12 protein-coding genes are annotated in these 24,321 nt (G+C 48.7%); 1 reads left to right on the forward strand and 11 read right to left on the reverse strand.

Going from position 1 to position 24,321, the window contains the following annotated elements; genetic code table 11:
• Window positions 1-31: 31 nt before the first annotated feature.
• The 8 genes from ACQY8X_RS07805 to ACQY8X_RS07840 form a co-directional block, all read right to left on the reverse strand.
• Window positions 32-2,524: a bifunctional diguanylate cyclase/phosphodiesterase gene (locus ACQY8X_RS07805; RefSeq protein WP_428034586.1), complete on the reverse strand. Its 2,493-nt coding sequence runs from the start codon at window positions 2,522-2,524 to the stop codon at window positions 32-34.
• Between the two features lie 269 nt (window positions 2,525-2,793).
• Entirely contained in the window at window positions 2,794-5,115 is a 2,322-nt protein-coding gene (locus ACQY8X_RS07810; RefSeq protein ID WP_428034587.1) for a M48 family metallopeptidase, read from the reverse strand.
• Between the two features lie 461 nt (window positions 5,116-5,576).
• Window positions 5,577-7,298 (reverse strand): hypothetical protein, encoded by a 1,722-nt coding sequence (locus tag ACQY8X_RS07815; protein ID WP_428034588.1) that lies wholly within the window; start codon window positions 7,296-7,298, stop codon window positions 5,577-5,579.
• A 95-nt stretch (window positions 7,299-7,393) separates the two neighbouring features.
• Entirely contained in the window at window positions 7,394-12,484 is a 5,091-nt protein-coding gene (locus tag ACQY8X_RS07820) for a diguanylate cyclase (RefSeq protein ID WP_428034589.1), read from the reverse strand.
• Between the two features lie 33 nt (window positions 12,485-12,517).
• Entirely contained in the window at window positions 12,518-13,234 is a 717-nt protein-coding gene (locus ACQY8X_RS07825) for a hypothetical protein (protein WP_428034590.1), read from the reverse strand.
• An 11-nt stretch (window positions 13,235-13,245) separates the two neighbouring features.
• Window positions 13,246-14,055: a gamma-glutamylcyclotransferase family protein gene (locus ACQY8X_RS07830; protein WP_428034591.1), complete on the reverse strand. Its 810-nt coding sequence runs from the start codon at window positions 14,053-14,055 to the stop codon at window positions 13,246-13,248.
• 264 nt (window positions 14,056-14,319) lie between these two features.
• The gene (locus ACQY8X_RS07835; RefSeq protein ID WP_428034592.1) at window positions 14,320-16,347 is read right to left on the reverse strand and encodes an alkaline phosphatase family protein; all 2,028 of its coding nucleotides are present in this window, start codon (window positions 16,345-16,347) and stop codon (window positions 14,320-14,322) included.
• Between the two features lie 628 nt (window positions 16,348-16,975).
• Window positions 16,976-18,052, reverse strand: coding sequence for a hypothetical protein (locus tag ACQY8X_RS07840; RefSeq protein ID WP_428034593.1), 1,077 nt, complete (start codon window positions 18,050-18,052; stop codon window positions 16,976-16,978).
• Window positions 18,053-18,481: 429 nt separating this feature from the next.
• Here ACQY8X_RS07840 and ACQY8X_RS07845 point away from each other — a divergent pair, with 429 nt between their 5' ends.
• Window positions 18,482-20,308: an ATP-binding protein gene (locus tag ACQY8X_RS07845; RefSeq protein ID WP_428034594.1), complete on the forward strand. Its 1,827-nt coding sequence runs from the start codon at window positions 18,482-18,484 to the stop codon at window positions 20,306-20,308.
• 10 nt (window positions 20,309-20,318) lie between these two features.
• Here ACQY8X_RS07845 and ACQY8X_RS07850 read toward each other — a convergent pair whose 3' ends face one another.
• The 3 genes from ACQY8X_RS07850 to ACQY8X_RS07860 all read right to left on the reverse strand — a co-directional run.
• Window positions 20,319-20,951 (reverse strand): LuxR C-terminal-related transcriptional regulator, encoded by a 633-nt coding sequence (locus ACQY8X_RS07850; RefSeq protein WP_428034595.1) that lies wholly within the window; start codon window positions 20,949-20,951, stop codon window positions 20,319-20,321.
• A 418-nt stretch (window positions 20,952-21,369) separates the two neighbouring features.
• Entirely contained in the window at window positions 21,370-22,719 is a 1,350-nt protein-coding gene (locus ACQY8X_RS07855; protein WP_428034596.1) for a tetratricopeptide repeat protein, read from the reverse strand.
• 11 nt (window positions 22,720-22,730) lie between these two features.
• Window positions 22,731-24,321: transglutaminase domain-containing protein (locus ACQY8X_RS07860; protein WP_428034597.1), on the reverse strand; the 1,591-nt coding region annotated here is incomplete at its 5' end.

The raw sequence follows: 24,321 nt of genomic DNA on the forward strand, positions 1-24,321 counted from the left end.
GGATCTATGGAATTCACAATTCGGGTATCGCTTACTCTTTACAAAGTTCAATTTTTTCAGACAGCTGTTCTATCGTTAAAGGACGATCAAAGTAATACCCTTGTACCAGATCACAATCATAGTTTAGCAGTTTATCGAGCTGAGACTTCGTTTCTACCCCCTCAGCCACGACGACCAGGCCACACAAACGGCCAATGCCAACTATCATTCGTACCAGCATGTCACTTTGATAAAAATCTAAAAACTTATTAATAAAAGAACGGTCAATTTTTATCTCCGTCAGCGGCAGGCTGTTTATATAACTAAGAGAGGAATAGCCTGTACCAAAATCATCTAATGACAACCCAAACCCCTGCTGTCTTAACTTAGCAAATAATGGCTTCACGATATCAAAACCATGAATGAAAACATTTTCAGTGATCTCCAGAGTAATCCGCTCAGGGGCAATACCAACACTCGTACAGATATCGACTAAATCACGAAAAAAATCTGGCTCAGTTAATTGAACAGGGGAAATATTAACAGACAATTTAAGCGCGTCTTCGCCATTAGAAGAAAGTGCATAGATATCCTCACATGCTCTTCTGAAAATAAACAGATCCAGATCATGAATCATCCCTGACTCTTCCGCTACAGAAATAAACTCGTCTGGAAAAACATTACCTAAAGATGGATGAAACCAACGAGCCAGGGCTTCGACACTCACCAGCTTCTCTTCACGCATGCTCATTTGAGGCTGATAATGAACCGACAACTCCCCTCTTTCAAGCGCACCGGCTAATTCATGCTGAACTTCCATTTTCCGCATAATCTGCACACTGATAACATTACTATAAAAAAGATACTGTCCCTTTTTATCAGCTTTCGATTTATATAATACGGTGTCTGCATTTTTTATCAGCGTTTCGGCTGTAAGACTATCATCGGGACAGATTGACACCCCTATACTGCAAGCGATGGTTAGTGTTCGTCCCTCAATGACAATAGGTAAGCTAAGGGCATTGCGCACCTCTTCAGCTTTATCCTGCGCTGCCTTTTTATCCCTTAATTGCGGAAAACAAAATACGAACTCATCCCCCCCAAAGCGTGATACGCTGTCACGCTCCCTCATCAACGCTTTGAACCGCTGACTAACGGCGATAAGCAGCAGATCGCCAACGTAGTGACCATATAGATCATTAATGTTCTTAAAGTTATCTAAATCAACAAACATAACCGCTAATTTTTCATTTTCTCCCTTTAATAAGTGAATATTCTCCTTAATCTCCTTCAACATCAATATTCGGTTAGGCAGCCCAGTCAAAGCGTCATGCAACGCCATATATTCCATTTTATCTTTTGTATTATTAAGCTCATCAAAGTCGGTATTTATTTTACTTTGAAACATTTCAAATCGTCTGGCGATTAAATTTCCAACATATAGAGAGGACAGCGTCAGCAATACCATTGAGGCAATTGTCAGATAAACCAGACGCATTAGGTTGTGGTAGTTCAACTCATTAAGCTGTTCCTCTTTTAGCCTTAAATTCTTTTCAAAGGCCTGAGAGCTAAATCCTGTACCAATAATCCAACCCCATTCACTAACCTCTTTAACATAACCAACCTGATCCAGGATTACCATTCCACTTAACGTAAGTGGCTTTGAGTAGCTGATATAACCGCCGCCTCCGTCCTTAATCTTATCCTTAATATCTTTTATAAGATCACTATTAACCTTTTCTCCTAAAACGAAATCCAGACCTAAAAAATCATTTATATGATGCGCTAACAATACACCATTTTCATCCAGCACAAAGAAGTATCCACTTTCCCCATACTTATATTGAGAAAACCACTTTAACAGTTCGTTTTTAACATCTTCTTCATAGTCGAGCAGATAATCCGCTATAATAATCGACCAGTCAAAATGCTCGAATTTTTTGGCATAACCTATTTTCTCAAACTCTTTATCGTCGGGAGATCCTGGCTTTTTAAATGTCCATCTTAGAAATCCTTCTCCATTGTTCTGGTTAATCAACAAAGCGTTTCGAATAACATCAGCTTCTTCACTCTGCAACACCCAATCATTGGTCTCTTCTGAGTGAGTATTAGCAGCATTCATAATGGTCTCTCCCTCACTATCTATAATGTAGAAAGAACCTCGCCCATTAAAAATCCATACGGACCTCAACGCTTCGATGATAATCTTGCTAATCTCAGCTTCAGACTTACCCACATTTTGCGCATAGATATGATTCGCAATACCATATGCTTCATAAACACGCTGTTTAGCAGCGTCTTTTAAGTTACTTTCAGCTTTGGATTTTTCAACCAGCAGATGGCTATACACTTCATGAACCTGAGAACGAATCGATTCCTTACGTTGAAAGGTGAGTTCTTCACGAAGGGTTTCTATACTCTGAGCGGCTTGCTCACGATTGTCCTGAATAGCGATGAGATTAACGGCCAGGGCAAACACAAAAACTACAGCGACGGGGGCATAGCGCATCAAGTTTAATAGTTGTTTATTATCAAGCGCTGACATTTAAGGCTACCCGTCCTAATTACGTAGCTCAAATGAGCTTTTGCTAGTCACACTAGTATAGACAACAGGGCAGCCATTTACATGAGCGCTGTCACAGCTTTTGCTCAAACTGGGGAGCATACCGGGCCCCCTGACCTGGCTAACCACAACGCCCCTTCAGGCAGCGTTGGCAGCAGTAATAACGCTATATCCACAGCCACTCAATGATGAGCATTGGTTATGGAGCCAGAACCTCCCCGATGGTTTTCTGGCCCCCCTTTGATGACGGTTTACAATCCAACAACGCCGCTATAAAGCGTGCCCGCAACGATGCCGAAAGCGATGACAAAACGCAGAGTGGAAGGAACCAGCCCATGAGCCAGCTGAAAGCGGTTCCACAGATCGAGTTTTTGTTGCAGCTCATGCTCGTCTCCCGGCAATAAAACGGGATATTCAGCCGGACAACTGCCCCCATCCGGCGCGACGTCAGGCACGGTATTCGCCAACAGATGTTGGGCAATTTTCTCTTCACTCGTGACCAGCTCTTCCAGCGTCGCTGACTTGATTTCACTTAAGGTGTACAGCAGATTATTCATCAGCGTCGAGGCCACTTCACACCATTCGCCCCAGTTCTTTTTGTTAACATCGGCGATATCAAACTCAGGAAATCTTTCTGACCAGTTTTCGAAACCAGTTACCTTAACAATAGGGTCTGGAAGAACAATGTGTGCCGCAGCGTTTGAAATCAGACGCATCTCATCCTGTACAGCGTTGCATACTCTGAGCATGCGTCGCTGTTCAAAATAACCAATTTTCCCGTCAGCGGTGATCACCTCCCAGGTGTTAACTAATAGCGCAACCTCATTTTCAATTTTGGCATGCAGGTGTTCGCTACAATGGAGCAATCGAATCAGGGCCAGCAAATAGTTTTCCCAGCCCTGACCACACTCTCTGGCGCCCTGCAGATGGGCGTTACGACAGCGGGCATCATGTATTTTTAAGCGTTCTGCAACCGTTTGCCGTTCTGAATGAACCTGCTCCAGTGCAACTGGAATCTCGTTCTTTTTAAGTTCGTTACCCCGATGCCGGATAACGCCGCCAGAAGGTTTAAGTTCTCCAGACGCTAATCCCTTCAGGGTATCACTTTCCAGATCCAGACTTCTCGCCAGTTCCAGCTGTTCCGCCAGGGATTCCGGGTAGAGTGATGCAATTGATTCAGCTGCTGAGTCCTGCAAATCGGCTGCTTGCAGCATCTCATCGACACTGGCGAAATGACGCACCGGACTGCGACTCAGGTAGGTGCCGCGATATTTCGATGCAAAGGTACGTTTGCTAAAGCGATCTCTGACGGCATCTTCAGCCGCAACCGGCTCCATTTCAGCAATTTTTTCTGCGTTATAAAAGTTCAGGCTGACTTTCTGGCGTAGCCCGACCGGATCAGCAAAAACCCGCCAGGAAGATCGCTGATCAATTTTTGCCGCGATATAAGCATGTTTAGCGTTGTCTTCCCGGTCTCTGTTAGCCGGGTGTGTCGACCACATTTGCGGTGGCCGGGCCATCTCTTCAGAAAACACCCGGTGTTGACTGACATCCCCCCCATCCGGCTGCGGCACAACACCATAATCCGCATCATTCAGAACCTCACCAATGACACTCACCGCTTTTTTCTGGGCACTGAACAGATCGTTAATAAACTTTCCTTTACCGGCCTCAACGCTCGCGACCCCCAGGGTCGTCTGCCAGGCATTATCAGCGGACTGTAACTTATGCAATGCATTGACCAGAGCATCACTGCCGGTCACCGAGACAGCAACCAGATCGGCGTTAAACTCCATCTCCCTGCTCAAGGCTCGCTCAGCGATAATGACCAGTCGGAACAGTGTATCCATGAGCGAACGAATCGACCATATCACTAAACCCAGAATCCATCCCACCCAGGCTATACGCAGATCGATACGCGAGATAAACCGGACGGCAGAGTCAAGCCAGTCCCGGGTAGACACCATATGAGCGATAATTTGCTGCGCGATATATACCCAGCGCCCGACCATCATCGAGCCCTGGGCAAAATGACCAAACTCATGCGCCAGCACCGCCTTAAGCTCCCCCAGATTGAGCACATTCACCAGACCTAAACCGATAATCAGATTTTTCTTCGAGGGAAAGATCATATTTATCAGTGACAGATCGTAAAACACCGCCGCATTCACATCCGGGGTGATAAACACCCGGTGAGGTCTGGGGGCACCGATCTCATCGGCCAGGGTATGCAAAAAATCGAAGAGTTTCGGCTCATCTTCAGCCGTGACCTCAATACCATCAACACGATCCGACCTGCGCACCGAGAATAACGACTTGATCATGAACAGGGTCAGCAAGGCGGCAATAGCGGCAAACAACAGAACAAACAGATCAGCATGGCCCGCCTGAATTTTCATAATGTTGCTATAGGCGATCCAGCCAAAGCATGCGGCTAACGCCAGATAAAACAACATAAATACCATCAGCCCAGCCATCGCTAACCAGGCCTGGCGTTTATAACTGGCCGTTGCGCGGGTGAGATTTTCTGGCACATCGGCCGGACTGGATGGATAAAGCGATGAATCAGACATTTTACGTCTCCCTGTTATGACTGTTCGTCCTTGTTAATTAATATAGATAACGACCTTCAACCGTTATCACTTAGTCTCTGACAATAATCTATTATCTGACCAGGTTATTACAAACTGTCGTCTGACGACGGTGCAGAAATCCAGCAGTGATAGCGCCCTACGAACTGCACAGACAAGGTGAAAACGACTATGACTGTGCCTGCTTGCAAAGCGCTCAGTGACAACAAGGCTAGTGATAAAAACAACGCCGCAGCTAAAGAGAGCCGGGGAAGTTGGAAAACATCCTTGTTCACTATTGGTGGTGCCTGAACATACGGCAGCTGGCATATCCCTACACCCATGAAACGCACTATCGGGTTCAGAGTTATAATGGATAGCTGACAAAGCTGCAAGAGTTCTGCCGTGTACCAGCAACACTTTCTCGCCACACAAGTACAACCTTGTCGAACCGCCTGTGCCGTCTACGACTGCAAAAAACTAACCTTCAGACAATCTCCCTCAATGGTAAACGCAGGCGCTATCCCCTCGATACTATTTCCCCTGAACTGATCTTCAGAGAAACCGGAAAGATCCGCGCCTATCAGAATGGTGTAAGCCGTATTGAACTCAAAGCCGTCCTCCGCATGGCTATAGAACTCGAAGGAAGTATAAGCGGCGAGCATATATAGCTTGTTAGATACCGTCAGCGCCGTGGTTTTCTGACCTAACTGAACAGTGATAATCCCACCGGTCAGTTCGAGAGTATCGATGGTCACCCCCTGAGAGTGGTCAGCAATATCCAGCTCACCATTGCCAAACAGCTGCACCTTTGCACGGCTACCGCAGGCGTCGTCGTAAAAGACGATGCGCCCGCCCTTGCCGCCATTACTGCCACCATAGGCGATCAGGGTAGCATTAGCGGCGCTGGCAATGCCTGAAAAGACAGTATAACCGCCCACCCCACCCTCAGTGTACGCACCAAGGTTTAACAGTGTTGCCGCGCCAGCGGTGGGCATGTTACTGGCAGAACCGCTGCCGTAAACTGAAAATTCAGTAAACCCTGCTGCTCCCCCGGCGCTCGCCCCAGGGTGATTCCAGATAGTCGCATTCCCGGCGCTGGGAAAGTAGGCCGTTGGCAGAGTAATAGAAAATATCGTATGCCCGGCACTCGACTTACTCTCAATCGTACTGCCATAGTTGATAATGGTGGCACTGGCGGCGGTTGGTGAGCCGTATTTTGCACTGAATTCGAGATGACCACCCCCACCCAGTTCGCCCTCACGTGCACCATAGTTGAAGTATGACCCATCTCCTGCGGACGCGCCCGATGTGGCAACATCAGGAGGATTATTATTAAAACTGGTTACCCCGCCATACGCCCCTGCGGCCCTGGCTGCGTAGTTATAAAAATATCCCTGCCCCCCGGTTGCGGTGGCATCAAATGCGACATCGCCACCGTTCGCCTGGGTGTGACTTCCTCCCCAGTTATAGAAATGACCGTTAGCGGCGCTTGAATCACCATAGAACTGCGTATTACCACCGTCACCGCCTGCTACTGTGCCACCAAGATTGGTGAAGGTTGCGCTATCCGCTGTCGCATCATTGTGAAACACCACATTGCCGAAAGTATCTCCGTCTGCCCCCAGGCTGCCATACACAGTAAAGCGGCCACTGCCGGCCGAGGATGTATCACAAAAACTGACCTCACCGCCAACCGTACTATGCTGCGGTGGCTTAGCGGCACCGGTCCAGACTTTGAATGAAGCCGCCCCCGCAGTAGCACTGTTGCAAAAGCAGATGACGCCACCGCCGTAGCCCTGTTCCGTCTCTGGTCCTACACAATAGAACATATCCGCCCCACCCGCAGAGGCCGAATTAACAAATCTGAGCTGCGGATTTTGATAACCCTGACTCGTTGCAGCAACGATAAACGACTGCTGTTTTTGTGACTGATTAATCACCCCCGGTCCAGCAAGGGTTAATGACGGAGAGGTGGATGTTGCCAGGGTAAACGTAAAGGCCGGGGCATCGGCCGCAAACTCAATACTGTTCACCTGAGCGCTGTTGTCAGCGATAAAACTGATTGCCGTTTGAGCAGAGACGGCAAACATAGCGATATCAACAGGTACGGTTGCAGGATTCCAGTTATTCGCTGTATTCCATGCACCGCTCAGTGGCTGGGCCTTCCAGGTCGCTGTTGTCATCAATGGCTCCTAATATTTTGATCAATCCGTTATTCAGACTATCACGCTCAACAAGCATCAGTGGTTATGGCTTAATGCCAAACAGCAACAGTGCGCTAAGTTAGCGCAGATAACTCAGGCGCAGCATGAACCTGATTACGCCCCATACGCTTGGCACGATAAAGGGCAATATCCGCTTCTCGCAGCAATAGCTCCGTACCATCCAATGCTTCAGGCACGATAGTCGCCGTGCCTAAGCTCACCGTCACCACAGAACCCGCTGAGGAGTGCTCATGCTCAATTGCCATATCCTGCACGGATCGCCGTACAGTCTCCCCGACCTTAGCCACGCCTTCGGCATCTGTATCAGGCAGAATAATCATAAACTCTTCGCCGCCGTAGCGGGCCACCAGATCAGCCGGACGATACAAGGTTTCACGCAACTTCGCCGCCACCGCAATTAAACAGTCGTCACCCGCCTGGTGACCATAGCTATCGTTAAAAGCCTTAAAGTGATCAACATCAAGCATGATAACGGACAGTGGTTTTTTTTCACGCCGCATCCGTCGCCATACTTCAAGCAGATATGCATCACCTTTACGACGGTTAGCTACCCCTGTCAGGCCATCGCAGTCCGCCAGCCCCTGCAGCTCAGAATTAAGCTGTTCGAGCGAAGCGGTTCGTTCAATAACTTTCTCCTCCAGGGTACGGGAGTAATCCTGTATCTGTTCATACAGACGCGCGTTCTCAATTGCCACCGATGCCTGGGCAGCCAAAAGACGAATAACCTCGACCCGCCCTGAGGTGAACACACCGCTGGCCAGGTTATTCTCAATGTACAACACCGCCTCAAAGCGCTCACGTAAAATGGGCACACAGAGCACCGACGCTGGCCGGACCTCAAGCACATAGGGGTCCTGCTGAAATGGTCCTTCAGCGGTCGCATTCTGAAGCACCACCGCTTCGCCGCTGCGGAGAACTTCAGTGATCAGCGTCACCGGCAGAAATATCGGCGCCCCCTGCGAATCGGGTACCAGTGAGCGGCCAGGAGTGTTTGCTACGACTCTCCCTGCAGGAAGAGTCATGGCCTCAACAATCAGCCCGTCTTCGCGTTTAACAACCAGACACCCCCATTGCCCACCTGCGTTTTCCAACAGAATTGACATTGTCTTTTTCAATAGCCGGGCGAGAATCATCTCTTCTGAGATCTCCCGGGATGCTTTCATCACCGACACCAGATCCAGGTCATCTGTCCCGCCCCGGCCATATGCGCTGGCTGTGCCAGAAGACAACTCACGCAGGACCACAAACTCCTGTTCCAGCAAAGCGACTTTACGGTGGGCACCCCAACGATCATAGATCCGATGTGCCGCACGTAAATACCCCTCAGATGAGCGACGTCGGCCAACAGACAAAAGCTGACGCGCCGCACGTTCACAGGCGGTGGCTTCATCCCTTAGAAAACCACTGTTACGCGCTGCATCGATAGCCGTATCATACATATCGAGTGCACCTTCATGGTCACCCTTCAGCCGCAGTAACTCGGCCTCCATGAGGTACTGCAGATGGCGAAAGTTAGTTTCGCAGCTGTTTGCCCAGCGGGTCATGCGCGCCAGATCTCGTACCAGCCGGGCATGCGTTTCCCTCTGCTGTCCGGCATCCATCTCGGGATACAGGGTGGACAGTGTCAGGAACGACGTGATATAGAAACGCACCAGCTGAGGCAGTGACATAGCCGATTTTATCAGCTCATCCTGCGCCCGCACGTGCGCCAGAGCACGCTCATATTCACCGTACAGAAAGCACACCTCTGCACTATAAATATGGTAATTGGCTATCCCGGTCATAAACTGCCGCTGGCGCATCCCCTCAAGGCACAGGGCTTCGTCAAACTGGTCATCACTTAACGAACAGGGCGCATCAGTCAACCCCAGCAAATTGCGTTGCAACTGTAAGAACAGGGTGCCGGAATCCAGCGAATCCTGATAGGCACACTCGCGCACGATCTCCAGATTCTCGGCGTGTAGCCGGCAGGCAGTTTCCAGATCTAAAGAGGGGTCCCAGATCACACAATCCTGAGCACTGTAGGCAAGATAGAGCAGATCACCGGACTGATAACCCGCTTCAATTCCTTTGCGAAACAGAGGAGTCAGACCAGACCAGGGCATGCTCCAGTGATAAACAAACATCGCATAGACATAGATAACCCGAGCCCGCAGACTCAGATCATCCAGGGTTTCATTGATCGCTAAACCGGCTTTAGCATATTCAAACCCCTCTTCCGGCTCATCATACTCACCACAGAGCAACATCCCGTAGGCGGCGTAAGCAAAAGCAGTTTCGGGGCAGTTTCCATGGCGCAGAGAGAGATTAACGGCCTTCATAACAAGGTATGGGAACAGGTTACCGCTACCCGACAGGAATGCTGCCGCAAAGGTTTCCATAAACAGCCTCATGGCCGAATGGATCGCAGGGTCATCAACCAGCTGAGCATTCACCAGCCCGGCGATCTCCCGGCCACCTAAATTCTCTGCAACGCTGCTGCGCTCCCTCGCTATATCGTCCAATCCGGGGTTTTGAATAAACTCCACGCCAAGCATAGTCAGTCCCTGAATGGCAGAAAAAATGGAGTCCTCCATCCGCCCAAGGGTTGCATATTGGCGAGTTCGGGTCGCCAGGATGTGGCTGCGCTGCAGATTGGATCGAGCATTCTCCAGCAGCACCTCAATCCATTCATCCGCTTCATCCACCCGCCCGGTCAGATAGGCACACTGCTGAGTTTCCTCGGCTAATGAGCACATCAGCACCGGTGTATTCTGCCAGGGATCACTGGGTAACAGTTCAGCACTGATCTGAAGATACCTGAGCGCCGCTTCATAGGCAGAAGAGTGTTTAGCACGTATTCCCGCACGCAGATTAAGCTGCGCCAGATAGTGCTGTTCCTCAGCACAGGTTATCAGGCCCCGCCCCTTATTAAGATGCGCGACAATGTCGATCAGCCGCTCATCAGGGACGACACTGCCAACATGCTGCAACATCAGCTGTCCCACAGAGAGGTGCACCGCAGGCAGCAACTGATCATCAATCAACGCGTAAGCGGCCTGCTGCACCCGGTCATGCTGAAAGCGATAGGCTGGATTCAGCAGTGACTCATCAGTCTCACTCGCCAGCGGCTTAGCGTCCTCAGTCGCTGCATCACCCACCAGGCGATAATCGCTATTGAGTGGCAGCACCGTGTGCTGTTTCAGTGCTGGCAGCAATGCTGCGGCCGTCACCTCAATTGAGGCCTCATAGATAGCTGCCAGCGTATGCAGATCGAACGTCCCGCCAATACAGGCCGCTAACTGCAGGACCCGCTGCGTCTGCGGTGTAAAGCGCCGCAGGTTGTCCACCATAAACTCGACAACATCGCTGCTGACACCTGACCAGCGCGCCGCATCTAAATCCCAGTTCCAACGGCCACTCAGGGGATCGGCGGCGATAGCACCCTCTTTATGCAGCTGACGCAACAGTTCATTGGTAAAAAAGGGGTTGCCCTGCGCCTTATCATAGAGCATATCACTCAGTGGCCGGATTTCTTCAGTGCTACGACATAAGGCATCCGCCACCATCCGCTGCACCGAATCCCGATTCAGCTGAGCGAGTTGAAGCTGATGGATATTCTCCCGACCATTCAGATCCTCAAGCAACAGACGCAGAGGGTGACCTACACCAACCTCATGATCCCGATAGGCTCCAATCAGCAGCAGATGACTCAGCTCTCTGGAGGTGACCAGACGGCGAACCAGCTCTAATGTCGGGACATCGCTCCACTGCAGATCATCGAGAAACAGCACCACCGGGTGTCCATCACAGGCAAACACGCGAAGAAACGCGATCAGCACCATCTGCAAACGGTTTCTCGCTTCGGCAGGCGGCAGTTCAGCGACAGCCGGCTGTGGCCCGATAATCAGCGCCAGCTCGGGGACTAAATTAACCACCAGAGCCGCAGTCGAAGTTAACGCATCCAGTAAGCGTTCACGCCAACCAGCGATTTGCTCTTCGGGTTGAGCAAGAATCTGCTGCACCAGACCACGGAATGTCGCGGCCAGCGCAGAATACGCCTCGCCGTGTTGAAACTGTTCAAACTTGCCCTGAACGAAGAAGCCCCGCTCACGCACAAGCGGTTGGTCAACCTCATTCACCAGTGATGATTTACCCACACCGGAGTAACCCTTAACCAGGCAAAAGACATTCCCCCCTGCAACAACGGTTTCAAACAGGCCAAACAGTTGTCCAAGTTCAGCGTCACGGCCATAGAGTTTTTGCGGCACAAGAAATTTCTGAACGGTCTCTTTTTGCCCCAGCTCAAAGGGTTCAATCGGCTGCCCCGCCGCCAGGCGGTCTGCACAACAGGTCAGATCATGAATCAGCCCCCCGGCACTCTGATAACGACCCTCGGGACTTTTAGATAACAGTTTCAGAATAATGGCTGATACAGCCTCAGGCACCTCAGAATCGAGTTCGTGGGGCGCAGGGGGGACACGGCTGATATGACTGTGTACCCACTCCAGTACATTGTCAGCCTGGAAGGGTTGCTGTCCGGTCAGCAGTTCAAACAGCAGGACACCCAGTGAGTAATAATCAGAACGGTAATCCAGATCACGATTCATGCGCCCGGTCTGTTCCGGTGAGATATAGGGCAACGGCCCCTCTAAACACCGCGACAGATGTAGCGCCTGACGTTCCTGATCCAGCTCTGAGGCGATACCAAAACCAGCCAGTCCTATCGCCCCATTGAGCGGATTAAACAGCACATTTCCTGGCATCAACGCTTTATGAACAATATCCTGACGATGAACTCCACCCAGGGTGTGCGCGAGACTCAGCGCAATTTCAAGAAATTCGGCCAGAGGCAACCCACCGTTGCCATTAAGAGCCAGATGAGTTTTGAGTGAACTGTCAAACAGTTCACATACCAGCGCCAGATTCCCACTGCCATGGGAGATCACGGCAAACACCTTACGTACACCGGCAACCGCAATCAATCGTTGGGCGATCTCTCCTTCACGACGAATTTCAGCCACCTGCTGACGGTCAGGAAACTCCGCTTCAAGGGTTTCAATCGCTACCACAGCACCATCTGCTGCACAGCGGGCACGATAAACCACCCGTCCATCTGCGCGAGATATTATCGCCTCAACCTGATAACCTGGGAGTTGCGGCAAAACCTCCTGCACGTAAGATCGCCCAACCAATTCTCAGACACCAAACATGCGATTAAAGGTGGCCAGATAATCTTCATGTGCTGTTTCTAAAAGAGGTTCGCCATGACCGCACAGAGCATGCCTGAAAGATAGCCCTTTCAGGCGTGCGAAATCGTCTCCCGCGGGTGTCGCCACCTGAAGCCAGACCGGGCCGAGATTCGCCGGAGTGAAAAATTCCATCGTCTGCATCAGCTCCCGCGAAGCGTCAGAAAAATACTCATCCGGTGCCAGCCAGTTTTGTAATGCATCACACGCAATCAGAATACCGCCCGCGCGGTCGATACGCAGTATCCCTTCAGGCACCTGCGTGGTGCGAAATTGAAACAGGGAGGCATCTGAAATGGGTAGCACCCCCTCCTCAGTAAGCGTTTGTGTCGCTTGCAGGCCATTGGCTTCATCAACCCCAGGCAGCGTCCAGTACTCAGCACCGTAACGACTGACATAGAACTGATCGTCCCGACCATGTAAACAACCCAGTCGGATTACATCGGTGACACGACCCAGTTGCTCAAGCTCAGCAAGCCCAGCATCACTCAGACGTACACTGTTAATAATAATTAAGCGGTCAGCATCACGCACCACGGTCATATTTCGACTAAACTGCCAATCCATTCCCTGGAGAACGGTTTCCATCGCGCCGCTGACAAAGAAGATATCGGGAAATACCTCTTTAATAGCCCCATGAGCTAGAACCTCAGGATAGTGATCCATTACTTTTTTCCTCAATCTGTGTTGTCGTCGAAGTTGTAATCAAAATGACCCACGTAACGATACTCTCTGGCATATTCATTGAGATAGCAATTAAGGTAGTGTTGCTGCGCGTCATTGATATGACCGCGACAAATATCCTCAAGCGACTCATTACCATCACTGCTATCAAGCCGTTTTATGTGATACAGAGTCATATCCCTTCCACCAAAAAAAATCTTCAGGTAGTCATGCAGAGGTCTTGCAGCTGACATATCAAAAACAGCCCCATGCAACGCGGTATACAACGGCTGCTTCGCCAGTGAAATGGCATTGAAACGGGGGTAGTTTCCCGCAGGCGGTTTAAACAGCGGGTAATCATCGGGCTGATGCACAGGATGAGCCGCCAACTGAGATACAAACTCTGACGCTAAACCTGCAGAGCGGGCCCCGTCAACCAGCAGGTTAAGGTAGCGTTGCGTTGGCAGGCAGGCATTGTTGATAAATTCAGGCATCCCGATATAAGTAAACGCACTGATCTGAGTCCCATCATCAACCTCCACGTCAAGGCTGATCCGGTCATAGCCATGACCATAAGCTTCCATAGCATCCAGTGAGGCAAGCGCTTCGTCCGGGCAGTCATAGAGCACGCCCAGTACCCTATCGTCGGGATTATCAGAGCGTTCAATATTGCCAACCCCTCCCTCATGGCGAAAGAAATGTTGCACATTAAAACGCAAACGCCAGCCACGTAAAACCGCACGCTTCGCGGCCAGAGGCTCAACACCCTTGGCTCGCAGCGAGGTCATGTTCATGTTGGATCCGAAACCAAAATAGCGAAACATCTATACCAACCACCGTGCAACGGAAAGTTATACAGGTCAGCAGTTCCCCTTCGCACGTTGGAACTCTCGGGCGAAGCAATTAAGGAGCAGTTTGCAAGGTGTTACTGCTGCAGCTACAAGCTCTTAACAATACAGTGTTGAGACTCGAAATCAATAGGTTACGACACCAGCCGTACCTCTTTCTCAGAGGAGTTCAGGGAGCAAGCCCCGCAACGCTATGCCGCAAAACGACACGCCCCGGCGCTGACTCAAAACAGCTCCACCCTACTCGGTTTTATGCTTACCGCCGGGAAACGACTTATCATAGGGCGGTGTTAGCACAGGAGCATCGGTTCGCGGTTCTGCCAACTGAAAAACCTGTTCAAAGGTTGGCGCAACATCAATACGATCCCCCAGACCCCACAACGGTTTAGGCACGCCAAACCAGTGCAGCAAAGTGGCCGCAAACGAGGTTGCATCAAATGGGACATCCCCCTCCGCACGGATAACCGTTTGCGCCTGAATCCAGGGAGACACCATAATCGTGGGCACCCTTGGCCCCATCAGGTCATAGGCAAAACCGTTATTCAGATCATTCGGCCAGGGCTTTCTGGCATAGGGCGGCGCCACATGGTCATAGAGACCATTATTTTTATCAAAGGTAATCACCAGCAACGTCTCTGCCCATCCGGGGCCATTTTTTACCGCCTGGTAGATCTCGTTAAGTGCGACCTCTGCGGGTACCAGATCAGCTCCCGGATGATATGAGGTTGCCCCCGTCGGAGCGATCCAGACCGGCTCAAGATAGCTGAAAGCGGGCAGCTTACCGCTCTGGGCGTCCTGCTTAAACTGATCCAGCCCTGCAAGAAAATGCTGCGGATCTGCATCGACTGTTGGAATCTGTCCCTTCAGATACAGCTGATAGGTAAAGATCTCTCCCTCCCAGTCCACTGCATTATAGATCTTCCAGTCGGTGATACCCTGACTCCAGAGAGTCTTCCAGATCGACTGACGATGCGCGGTATAGGGCCAGTATTTATACGCATCGCCCCCTTCCCAGGTTCCCAGCTTATTGAAAGCCGAACCGCTGACAGAAAAGGCGCGATTAACATCGGTGCCACCAGGAATAGAACAAAACCATTGATCCGAAATCGCAAAATTACGTGCCAGACCATTCAGCACCGGCAACTGCGTCGGACTGAAGCTTTCCATCACCTGAGGGTTGGCATTATTGAGGATAAAACCACCCATATCCGGTTTAGCCCGCCCCCAGTATCCGGGAGGCTCGGAAAACATCTGTTGCAGATTATCAGAGGTATCATGAAAAGGGTCCTGATCCAGAGCGATCAGGTCCCACTGCACACTGAGCTTGCCCGCTTTATACTGACTGACAAACACCTTCTGCTCGCCATCGACATTGAAATTATCGCAGCTCGCCCCATCAAAAGGGGCCTGAGAGCCGATATAGTGACACCCCTGATCTCCGGTCTCATATAACCAGCCACAAACATTGTCGAAGGAACGACTTTCCAGCATGTAATACACCACATGCTTAATTTTTGTGCGCATAAAATCGATGCTACCGGGAATATTGGCCCGCACCCCATCAATAGGCAGCGCTGTCTGATACCCCGTCAGTAACGTATTCTGATGAATCCCAGCGGGTAGCTTACCTTCCCGAACAGGCCCGACCAGCGGATCTGAATGCTCAGGATTAAATTCCCACAGCCGATAAGACCCGTCGCGGACATTGCAATCAAGCACATAACGCCCCACAACCGTCAGTTGATGATCGGCATCGATGCTATCCCAACACCCCTCCTGAATAGTCGGCAGAGCCAGCGGCGGATGCTCCTGAGGGTCAAAGCTCCAGAGTCGAAAATATTTCTGATCCGGCAGCCGGTCCAATACATAATTGCCAATTGGCAGCAGAGTATGACCCTGAGTAATGAGCGGGAAGCCCCCCTGGCCGGTATAAGGGTAAGGGATTGGATCAGACTGCCCTTGACAGTCAGGATTGGGATCAAAGTTCCAAAGCTCATAAGTCCCGCGCCCTTTGGCCGGAATCAGACTTAACACAAACCCCGCCATAGGAATGAGATTTAAATGCTGGGCCTCATCCGGGTTATCGCTGTAATAATCCCGATAACCCCAAAACTTTTTCTTTTTCCAGAACCCACTTTGCAACGCTTCTGCATTCAAAGGGTCGGGTAAATTGGGGTCTAACGCTAACAGGTTATAATGATAGCCAGGCGTTCCGCCCTGTTCAGAAAGCGGGCTCCACTGCAGCAGATAGCCCCCTACCTGAGCCATCCTATACCTGTGGTCAAAGCTGAGAGCCGTGGCGGATATAACGGGGGTGAATAACTCATGTCCGGAGGGGTTAAGCCGGTAAAGGCAGTATGAGTTATCTTGCTGATTCCGACAGATCAAAAAGTTATTCGCCGGCGTTTTCTGATCACTCGCAGCCATACCCACCCCACAGTTTAATCATTAACGGTTGAACAGGCCTTTGAGCAGACTGACCCGTTATGGGTAATTGTTATACTATGCAATCAATTTCGTGACCACTCTCAACCTCAAACGCAGTCAGAAAAGCGTAATAAATACAGCCCATGCGGCTAAGTGAAGCACCCTGCTTGAACGAATGCTTATAGCAGTGCATATGTGGTATTTGATATGCACAATGGATGCCTCACAAGAGAAGGCGGCCAGACATCATCACACCGGATCACATTCATTAAGGTTAAAGTTCTTTGGCGCTAATATCGTCTACGGAAATAGCGCTGGAATAGCCTATCGGGCCTGCTTAAAAAGCGCCCAGGGCGAATAGCGCCCCGGACAGTGAAATCCACCTGTTTGCAGATAACAATACTGCTTTGCTTAAGTTAACGATCAAAAACGTTGTAACTTATGCCAGGCTGCAGTGAGAACCGATTCGTTACTGGCTCCAGCAGGTACCGTGAGGCTGATCCTTGATATTCACCCAAAAGCGTTCGCCCTGTCCGGAGTTAGTATTACCATACGATTTAAAATACCAGCCGTTACCCGGTGCATCATGGTGCGAAGCAACCACCCACCCCTTACCAAACTCCGCCTCACAAAAGGCGTTCGCATCACTTAGGGTATTCAATGGATAGCTTGCAGGGGAAACCGGCTGAGTGGTATGAACAACGTTTCCGGCCCATTTATGATACTTACTCTCTGTGACTGACGCGGGCTTCGGTGCATGCAGTTCACGCTTACACAGTACAGGACGCTTGGTGGTACAGAGCTGATCACCCTGACGTGGATTACACTCATTGGCGCCATTCGAATAGCCACAACCAACATCCAGAGTGGCGGTCACCGGGTCTGACCCGATTTTGCGCCAGGTTAATCCTTTCTTCTGTTCAACCGGAGGTTCACGTTTAATCAGATTTCCGCAGGGAGTGCTATATACCGTAAAGTTATTGGCATACGGCGTGTTATATAAAGATGTTTTAGCCCAGATCCACTGGGCATTTGCTGGTAGACCATTGCCAGAAATATTTCCCCAGGGTGAGGTACTGCTTACAGGCCCATGGCTCTGGGTAGGCGAAGCGATTTTCGAACCCAATATTTGCGAGATCAATGCAGTCGCAGGGTATGGCGGGTTAGCATTTGCCCACTGTACCTGGTTGGGAATCTTTGTCGAGAATGCTTTCATAACTGCCGAACCCGATAAAACCGTCCCACCATTACCGCTGATACTGGCAGCTACACCCTGTTTTACTGAGTGATCATCCCAGGCGATAATATCGATGGAGCAGCCCTTTACGTTATCACCTTTCAACTCGTACTTTGCTGATTGAGGTTTACGCCATTGATCACCGTCACTGCTGCGCAGAATCTCTGTAAAGCTATTCCCTTGCGTATGTACCACGATAAAGTCGTTATCTGCCGTAGCCGTCACTGAAATAGTGCTGGCTTGTACCTGGCTAATGGACACAGCACAGATTGCTGAAAACGCCAGGGCATGAATATTGTTCAGTTTCATCAGAAACTCTCCTTAATCAACATAATATCCGAATGCTGTCTGCTAGAAACAACATCCATGAACCCTAAACGCATCCTCCTCTGCTGATAACTGTCGTGAACGACAGGTACGCTGACTTTTCATCCTGTCGTTTACGCCAGTTAGCTATCACTCTGCAGCAGTGCTAAGTTAGCTTTTAAGTCAGATTTTAAGCGGGCTTTTTCTGGCTACAGCTGTACTGATCAGTAATGCGAGGTCTGACCAGAGATGTAATCAGGGTGTCTGAGTGCATCGGCTAAATAGACCTCAAAGACCCATAGGAGGTGTCTAATTTATCTACCTTAATCAGCAGTGACAGTGTTGAGGGTTCCGCAGCGGCTAATGCTCATGTTATTTACGACAGAAGAGTATGAGTCTGACAGTAAGGTAAACGTTTAATAACAGGCATATATGCAACAAACAGCAACCCGATCAATATTTACCCTGATGATGCTTTTTGTTCTCAGCGCTCAGTGCCTGGCTACTGACAAAATGCCTTTAGCTGAAGGCTGGCAGTTCCGGCAAGGGGACAACCCGGCCTGGAGCACTGCAGAGCTGGATGATAACGCCTGGGAGAGCGTGAATGTTCCTCAACTACTGTTTCAGGGGCATGGTACGCCGGTGATCGGTTGGTATCGGATCCACTTTAATGTTGTTAACCCCGACATCGCCAACCGGGCCATTCTGATTGAAACCATACGCCATGCTGATGAGACCTGGCTCAACGGTATAAAAATCGGCGGTCTTGGGGAAACCTACGGTGCATGGGATTTTTTCCATACAAACCCCCAAAGCCTGCCCCGACTGTATAAAATTCCCGACGATCTGCTGCAATCTAAAAACAATGTTCTGGTGATAAAAACCAATGTCGGTTTCGGCCAGGCCTGGGGGGCTATGTTTCCAGGTGGTGCAGGGATTACCAAAGGCGGTGTTTATCTCGGTGACTATGACCGTTTACTGGAAGAGGTACACAAGACCGAACTCCAGATAATAACCCTTGATAGTATTTTTGCAGTGCTGGGACTGGTTGATCTGTTGCTGATTATACTGCTGATTAAAACCGCACTGGGCCCGGTACCGGAATTCAGATGGCTGGTAGTGAACAGTTTTTTTCTGTTGGTCGGTGCGGCTGCTCACGACATCAACTATGTATATTCCATGGATCTGATCAGCACAAACTTTGCGATGATCACCGCGATGCTAATACTCCCCTATTCGACCGCGATGTATTTCTGGAGCCAATACCGGGATCTGAATAGTCGCTACATAACTATACTGACTTTTTCATGGGCACTTGGAGTGATTGCCTTGCTATTGCCCGGTATACCCCCTCTGTTAAAAGAGATCGCCTGGTACTTCTGGAATATACATGCGGTGATCTTCTTCTTATATGCCATCATTGCCGCATTCAAAGGCTTGCTCTATAAACGCATAGGCGCTTATGCTCAGTTTTTCGGCATCATAATCTATGTCGTTTCAATCAGAAGCCAGTGGCTACCGGATGAACTGTTCGGTCACAGAAATATTCAGTTCGGCAGTATTATTTATCGCTATGCACTGCTGTTTGCCTACTTTCAACAACTCACCCACATCCGCCTGGATTTTAAAAAGTTATCCGCACGCGTTGTCGGTATTACCGAAAATGTCCGGCACTCAATGGCCAGGGAGCTGCATGATGGTATCGGCCAATACCTCGCTTCAGCAAAGCTTCAGATCAATCTGGCACAAGAGCCCGAAAAAGCGAATAAACACCTGCAACTGACCCAATCAGAAATCCAGCAGGCCGTGCGGGAGCTTCGTCGCATGATCAATGGCTTACACCCGGTCGTACTAGATAAAGCCGGTCTGATAAAGGCATTGCAATCCGAGTGCGACAGTCTAAACAAAGTCTACGGCATATCGATCACACTGGACGCAAAAGATACCAAAATCGCAAAGCAAAACGAAATACATATCTTCAGAATTCTGCAGGAATGTATTACGAACTCTATTAAGCATGGTGAGTCGACCCGGATAGAGGTCAGGCTTTCAACTCAGAAAGGCTATGTCGTGCTGTCGATTGCGGATAACGGTAAGGGTTTTGATATAAACAATACCGCCAGCTACCGCGAGGATGGTGGCTTCGGTTTTATCAGCCTGCAGGAAAGAATCACGCTATTGAATGGCAGAATAGATATATTCAGTGAACTGGGTAAAGGCAGTCAGGTATATATTAAGTTTCCTATCGCGGACAATTAAGCAGGCACGATCAGTCGATATATCCCTGTTTCAAGGCAACCGCAACTGCATTAGCCCTGCCATTCGCATTCAGTTTGATGCAGGAGTTTGAGATATGAAAGCGCACTGTACGCTCGGAGATATCCAGCTGTCGGGCAATCATTTTATTCGACCCACCTTGTGACGCATTCACCAACACTTCGCGCTCCCTGTCCGTCAGGGTGATCGCCTGCCCATCTTCAGAGTTTAATTCATTCAATGCTTCAACAATCGCGGGTGAAAGAAACTGGTCACCTTCAGCGACCCGCTTTATCGCCAGCGTCAGCTCATCAAACGCGCTCTCTTTAAGCACATAACCGGACAAGCCCAGGGCCAACAGCGACCGGGCCATATTGGCCTCGAGGTGCATTGTTAATGCGATCAGTTGGGTAGCCGGACGATGAGCAGAGACATACTTAAAAATATCGTCCATCGACGCACCCGGCATCGACAAATCCACCAACGCAATATCCGGCGAATATTGCTCAATCAACTGGATCAACTGATCACCAGATAGTCCCGTACCAAGCAGTTGTAGCTCTGCTGATCGGTTTAACAAGCTTTGCAGCCCTTCAAGAAACATTGAGTGATCATCAGCCGCGACAATAGTAATGGTTTCAGACATGATCTCCCCCCTACATCAGAAATACCCAAAGGGACTTTATGCCCCATACCCTTCGAACCCTGCCTGAACAAAAATACCATCCGGCTAAAGCGAGTACACCCGACTCAACTTGCCATCAACCATGATAGCAATCAGCAGCATATCATCTACCATCGAAAAATACCGGATGCGAAAGAAAAGTGTAAAAATGAACTACCAATAACAAGAAGAGATGCGCTTTTTGTTGACGCTATTCGGCGCAATCAACACAAGCTTGTGCTTAGCCGGATAAAGACACCAGTAACGTCATCGCAACACTAAAATGATGACGTGCCATCTAATATAAATGGCGCTACTGATCTCTTTTCCCCTTCAGCGAAACAGGCCCACAGTTGCTGATGGTCATTAAGGTCTTCATAGCCTGCAGTAATAGCTGCTGTTAAAGCCCATCAAGGAACACTTTGGCCGTTGTATATTCAATAAATCCATAAGCGTTATATCCTATGACTTCATTAAAATATTTTTTAGCCTGATCAATATTCCCCATCAGAAATTCATCAGTGCCCATGAGAAAGCTAGCTTCAGTAAGGTCACATTTAGAGCTGGCATTTTCATTCAGCTCTGCCTTTGATAACTCACCAAGCCGATATGATCTCAACTTCAGCTCCCAGGGGGTCATAGAGTATGAAGCAGTTGAAGTTTTAAAGCGGTCCAATGCATATGACCGACCTCTCAGTTGCTCTTCCACATAGCTATAAGCCAGTCTATCATACAGGCTTATATTGTTTTCCAGAGCAAAGAATTTCTCCCATAAGACAGCAGATTTAGACCATTCCTGCTGCGCCAGATAGTACCTTGCACTGTTTCTATACGTGAGGGGTGCTGGCTTTTCATTAAACAATATCAAGTCATAAATTGAACCAGCTTCGGCAAGGTTTCCAGAATAAAAATAGGTATCAGCCAGCTCTCTCATACTAAATTCGTTATTAACTAATGAGTCAAGTTTTTTGATTTCATTAATCGACAAAACATGTCTACCAAGATGCGAGTATACTCGACCAAGAGAATAATGAAGGTTTGGATTATCAGGAATATACTTAGATGCAGTACGCAATTCAGCCAGCGCTCTCTGATAAAGTTTATCTACCTCATAAAAACAAGAAACCTCCTGTTTCTCTATCAGAAGATCACCTAAAGCCATATGTAAATATCCATCTTCTGGATTAAGGCCCACCCCCCTTTCCAGCAAAGGAATAGCAAGCTCTTGGCGACCATCTTCGGCATACAAATCAGCCAGGATAATATATGCCCGTCCATCCTTAGGTTGCTCTTTTATGCTTTTATGCAGCAGTTTTCGAAGAACACTTTTATTACTAAATCCGCTAGATCTTATCTGGTAAAATGCAGCAGCCAGACTCGGCGGATGAACCTTATCTTTAATAATTTCAGGCAGTTCATTGAAAAGCGCATCCAGTTTCTTCCCTCGAGACAGATCACCTTGTTCTGTCAATGAAAAATACAAATTATACCTAATTAGCTTTGCTCCAATATGATCCGGAACCTTCTCAGAAAATTGCTCCAGTTCAGAAACTGCTTTTTCGATATACTCTACCGATTGATTTTCTTGAGCCACTGCAATATAGCGTTTAGCTAACTCCAGGTGTAACCCAGCATCATCGCTTGTAACCTGTTTTTCCTTTATAGCCTCGATAGCTTTTTGCTGTTCAACGGGAACTGCCTGGCAACCATACATAACTATAACTGCACATAACAAAAGTAAATATCTCATAGAACCACCTGTTAAAAGTTGTAGCCAAGCTGTTTTGCTTTATTAAATGAAAAATCGGCTTCATCAAACTTGTCCATATAGCCTTGGGCTAAGCCCAGCAGATAGTAACCTTCCCCGGCATCAGGCTTAAGCTGAGTATACTTCTCTGCCTTATTTAGGGCCTCAGCATACTCGCCTATATCAAGCGACTGTTTTATCGCGTTCAGTAAAGACTCGGCAGATTCAGGCATAGCAACAGATTGATTATCGTCAAGCCTCTGTTTGGCTACATTACTTCTACTGCTTTCATACAGAATCAGCCAGGGTTTATCGGCTATCAATCGCTGCACATCTGAATAAAATTCAGCATAATTATCTTTGCTGATGCGGCCTTTATTAAAACGCAGGCTAATACTTATCTCATAGTCATTACCTAACTTTTTACTATGCTGTTCCAGCCTGAAAAACTGATTATTCTGATTTAAACCAGGATTAATCAATATAGGTTTAAACCCACTTCCAGGCTCTTTAACTAATAGATTAAGCTTTAAATTAGTGGTCTTTTCTATAACAAACTCATGCTGGCGTTCTTCTGGCTTTACTATCCGGCCAAGACCAGTAAACAGTCTGATCAGCTGTGTTGTACTTGCAGAGTAACTTAGGCTACTTTTTCCTGACCAATCCTCTTCAACAATAAACTTTGCAGTAAAACTGAATGGTTTTTTAAGGTCATGGAGGTCACTGGCTGTAACGGATTGAAGTTCGATTATCGGATAAAGCTCTTTAATCATTTGAGCAACAGCAAGCTTGCGGTCATCCGTATTGATCCACCACGAACGGTAATAATTTTCCATACCGCCGCTGTATCTAAATGTGATGTTACCTGCAACATTCTTATCTTGAATCGGGTCAAAAACAATATCTATAACTGCAGCATTATCATCATCTTTATATTTTGGTGTTGTCAAAAAACGGCCACCACGTCCATCGATAACTAAAGTGTTACGATCCTCTATCATCGAACTATACCCAGGGAAAAGTACCTGCTCTCCGGCAGTATCAAACCAAATATCGTCTAAACGGCTTTTACCGGGGATATAAGTAATCATGTGATCAAAAGGTAAACCCGGAATTTCAGGACTCGCCTCTAATGTATTATTAGAAGAGATAAGGCTGGGATACGCCTCTATACCCAATTCACGTAGCATCGTTACCGCCAGTACTGTCTGGTCCTTGCAATCACCATAACGACTGGACAAAACCTTGCTTGCCTTATGCGGCAGGTAACCTCCTCTGTCGACATGAGCAAACACATAGCGTACATTCTGCTGGAGGTATTGATACACCGCAAAAATTTTGTCTTTACGTTCTAAGTTCCTATCTGCAATACGCTGCACAACATCTGCAATTTCATTGCTTACCTGGAATGTTGGCTTAATCATGTCAGAAGCCCAACGATCGATTCCTTGCCAGCTGGTTAAAGTGCTGAATTCGATAAAAGGGGCTATTTCAGACAGAACCGGCATAGCCGATTCAATTTCGACTGCAGGTAGTTTTCTGGCAGCCCACTGGTGAATAATCTTTCCATTTTTTTGCTTTTTTTCATGCGTTATCCCTTTCTGC

The organism is Amphritea sp., from assembly GCF_050300915.1.
In the GTDB taxonomy this organism is placed as follows: domain Bacteria; phylum Pseudomonadota; class Gammaproteobacteria; order Pseudomonadales; family Balneatricaceae; genus Amphritea.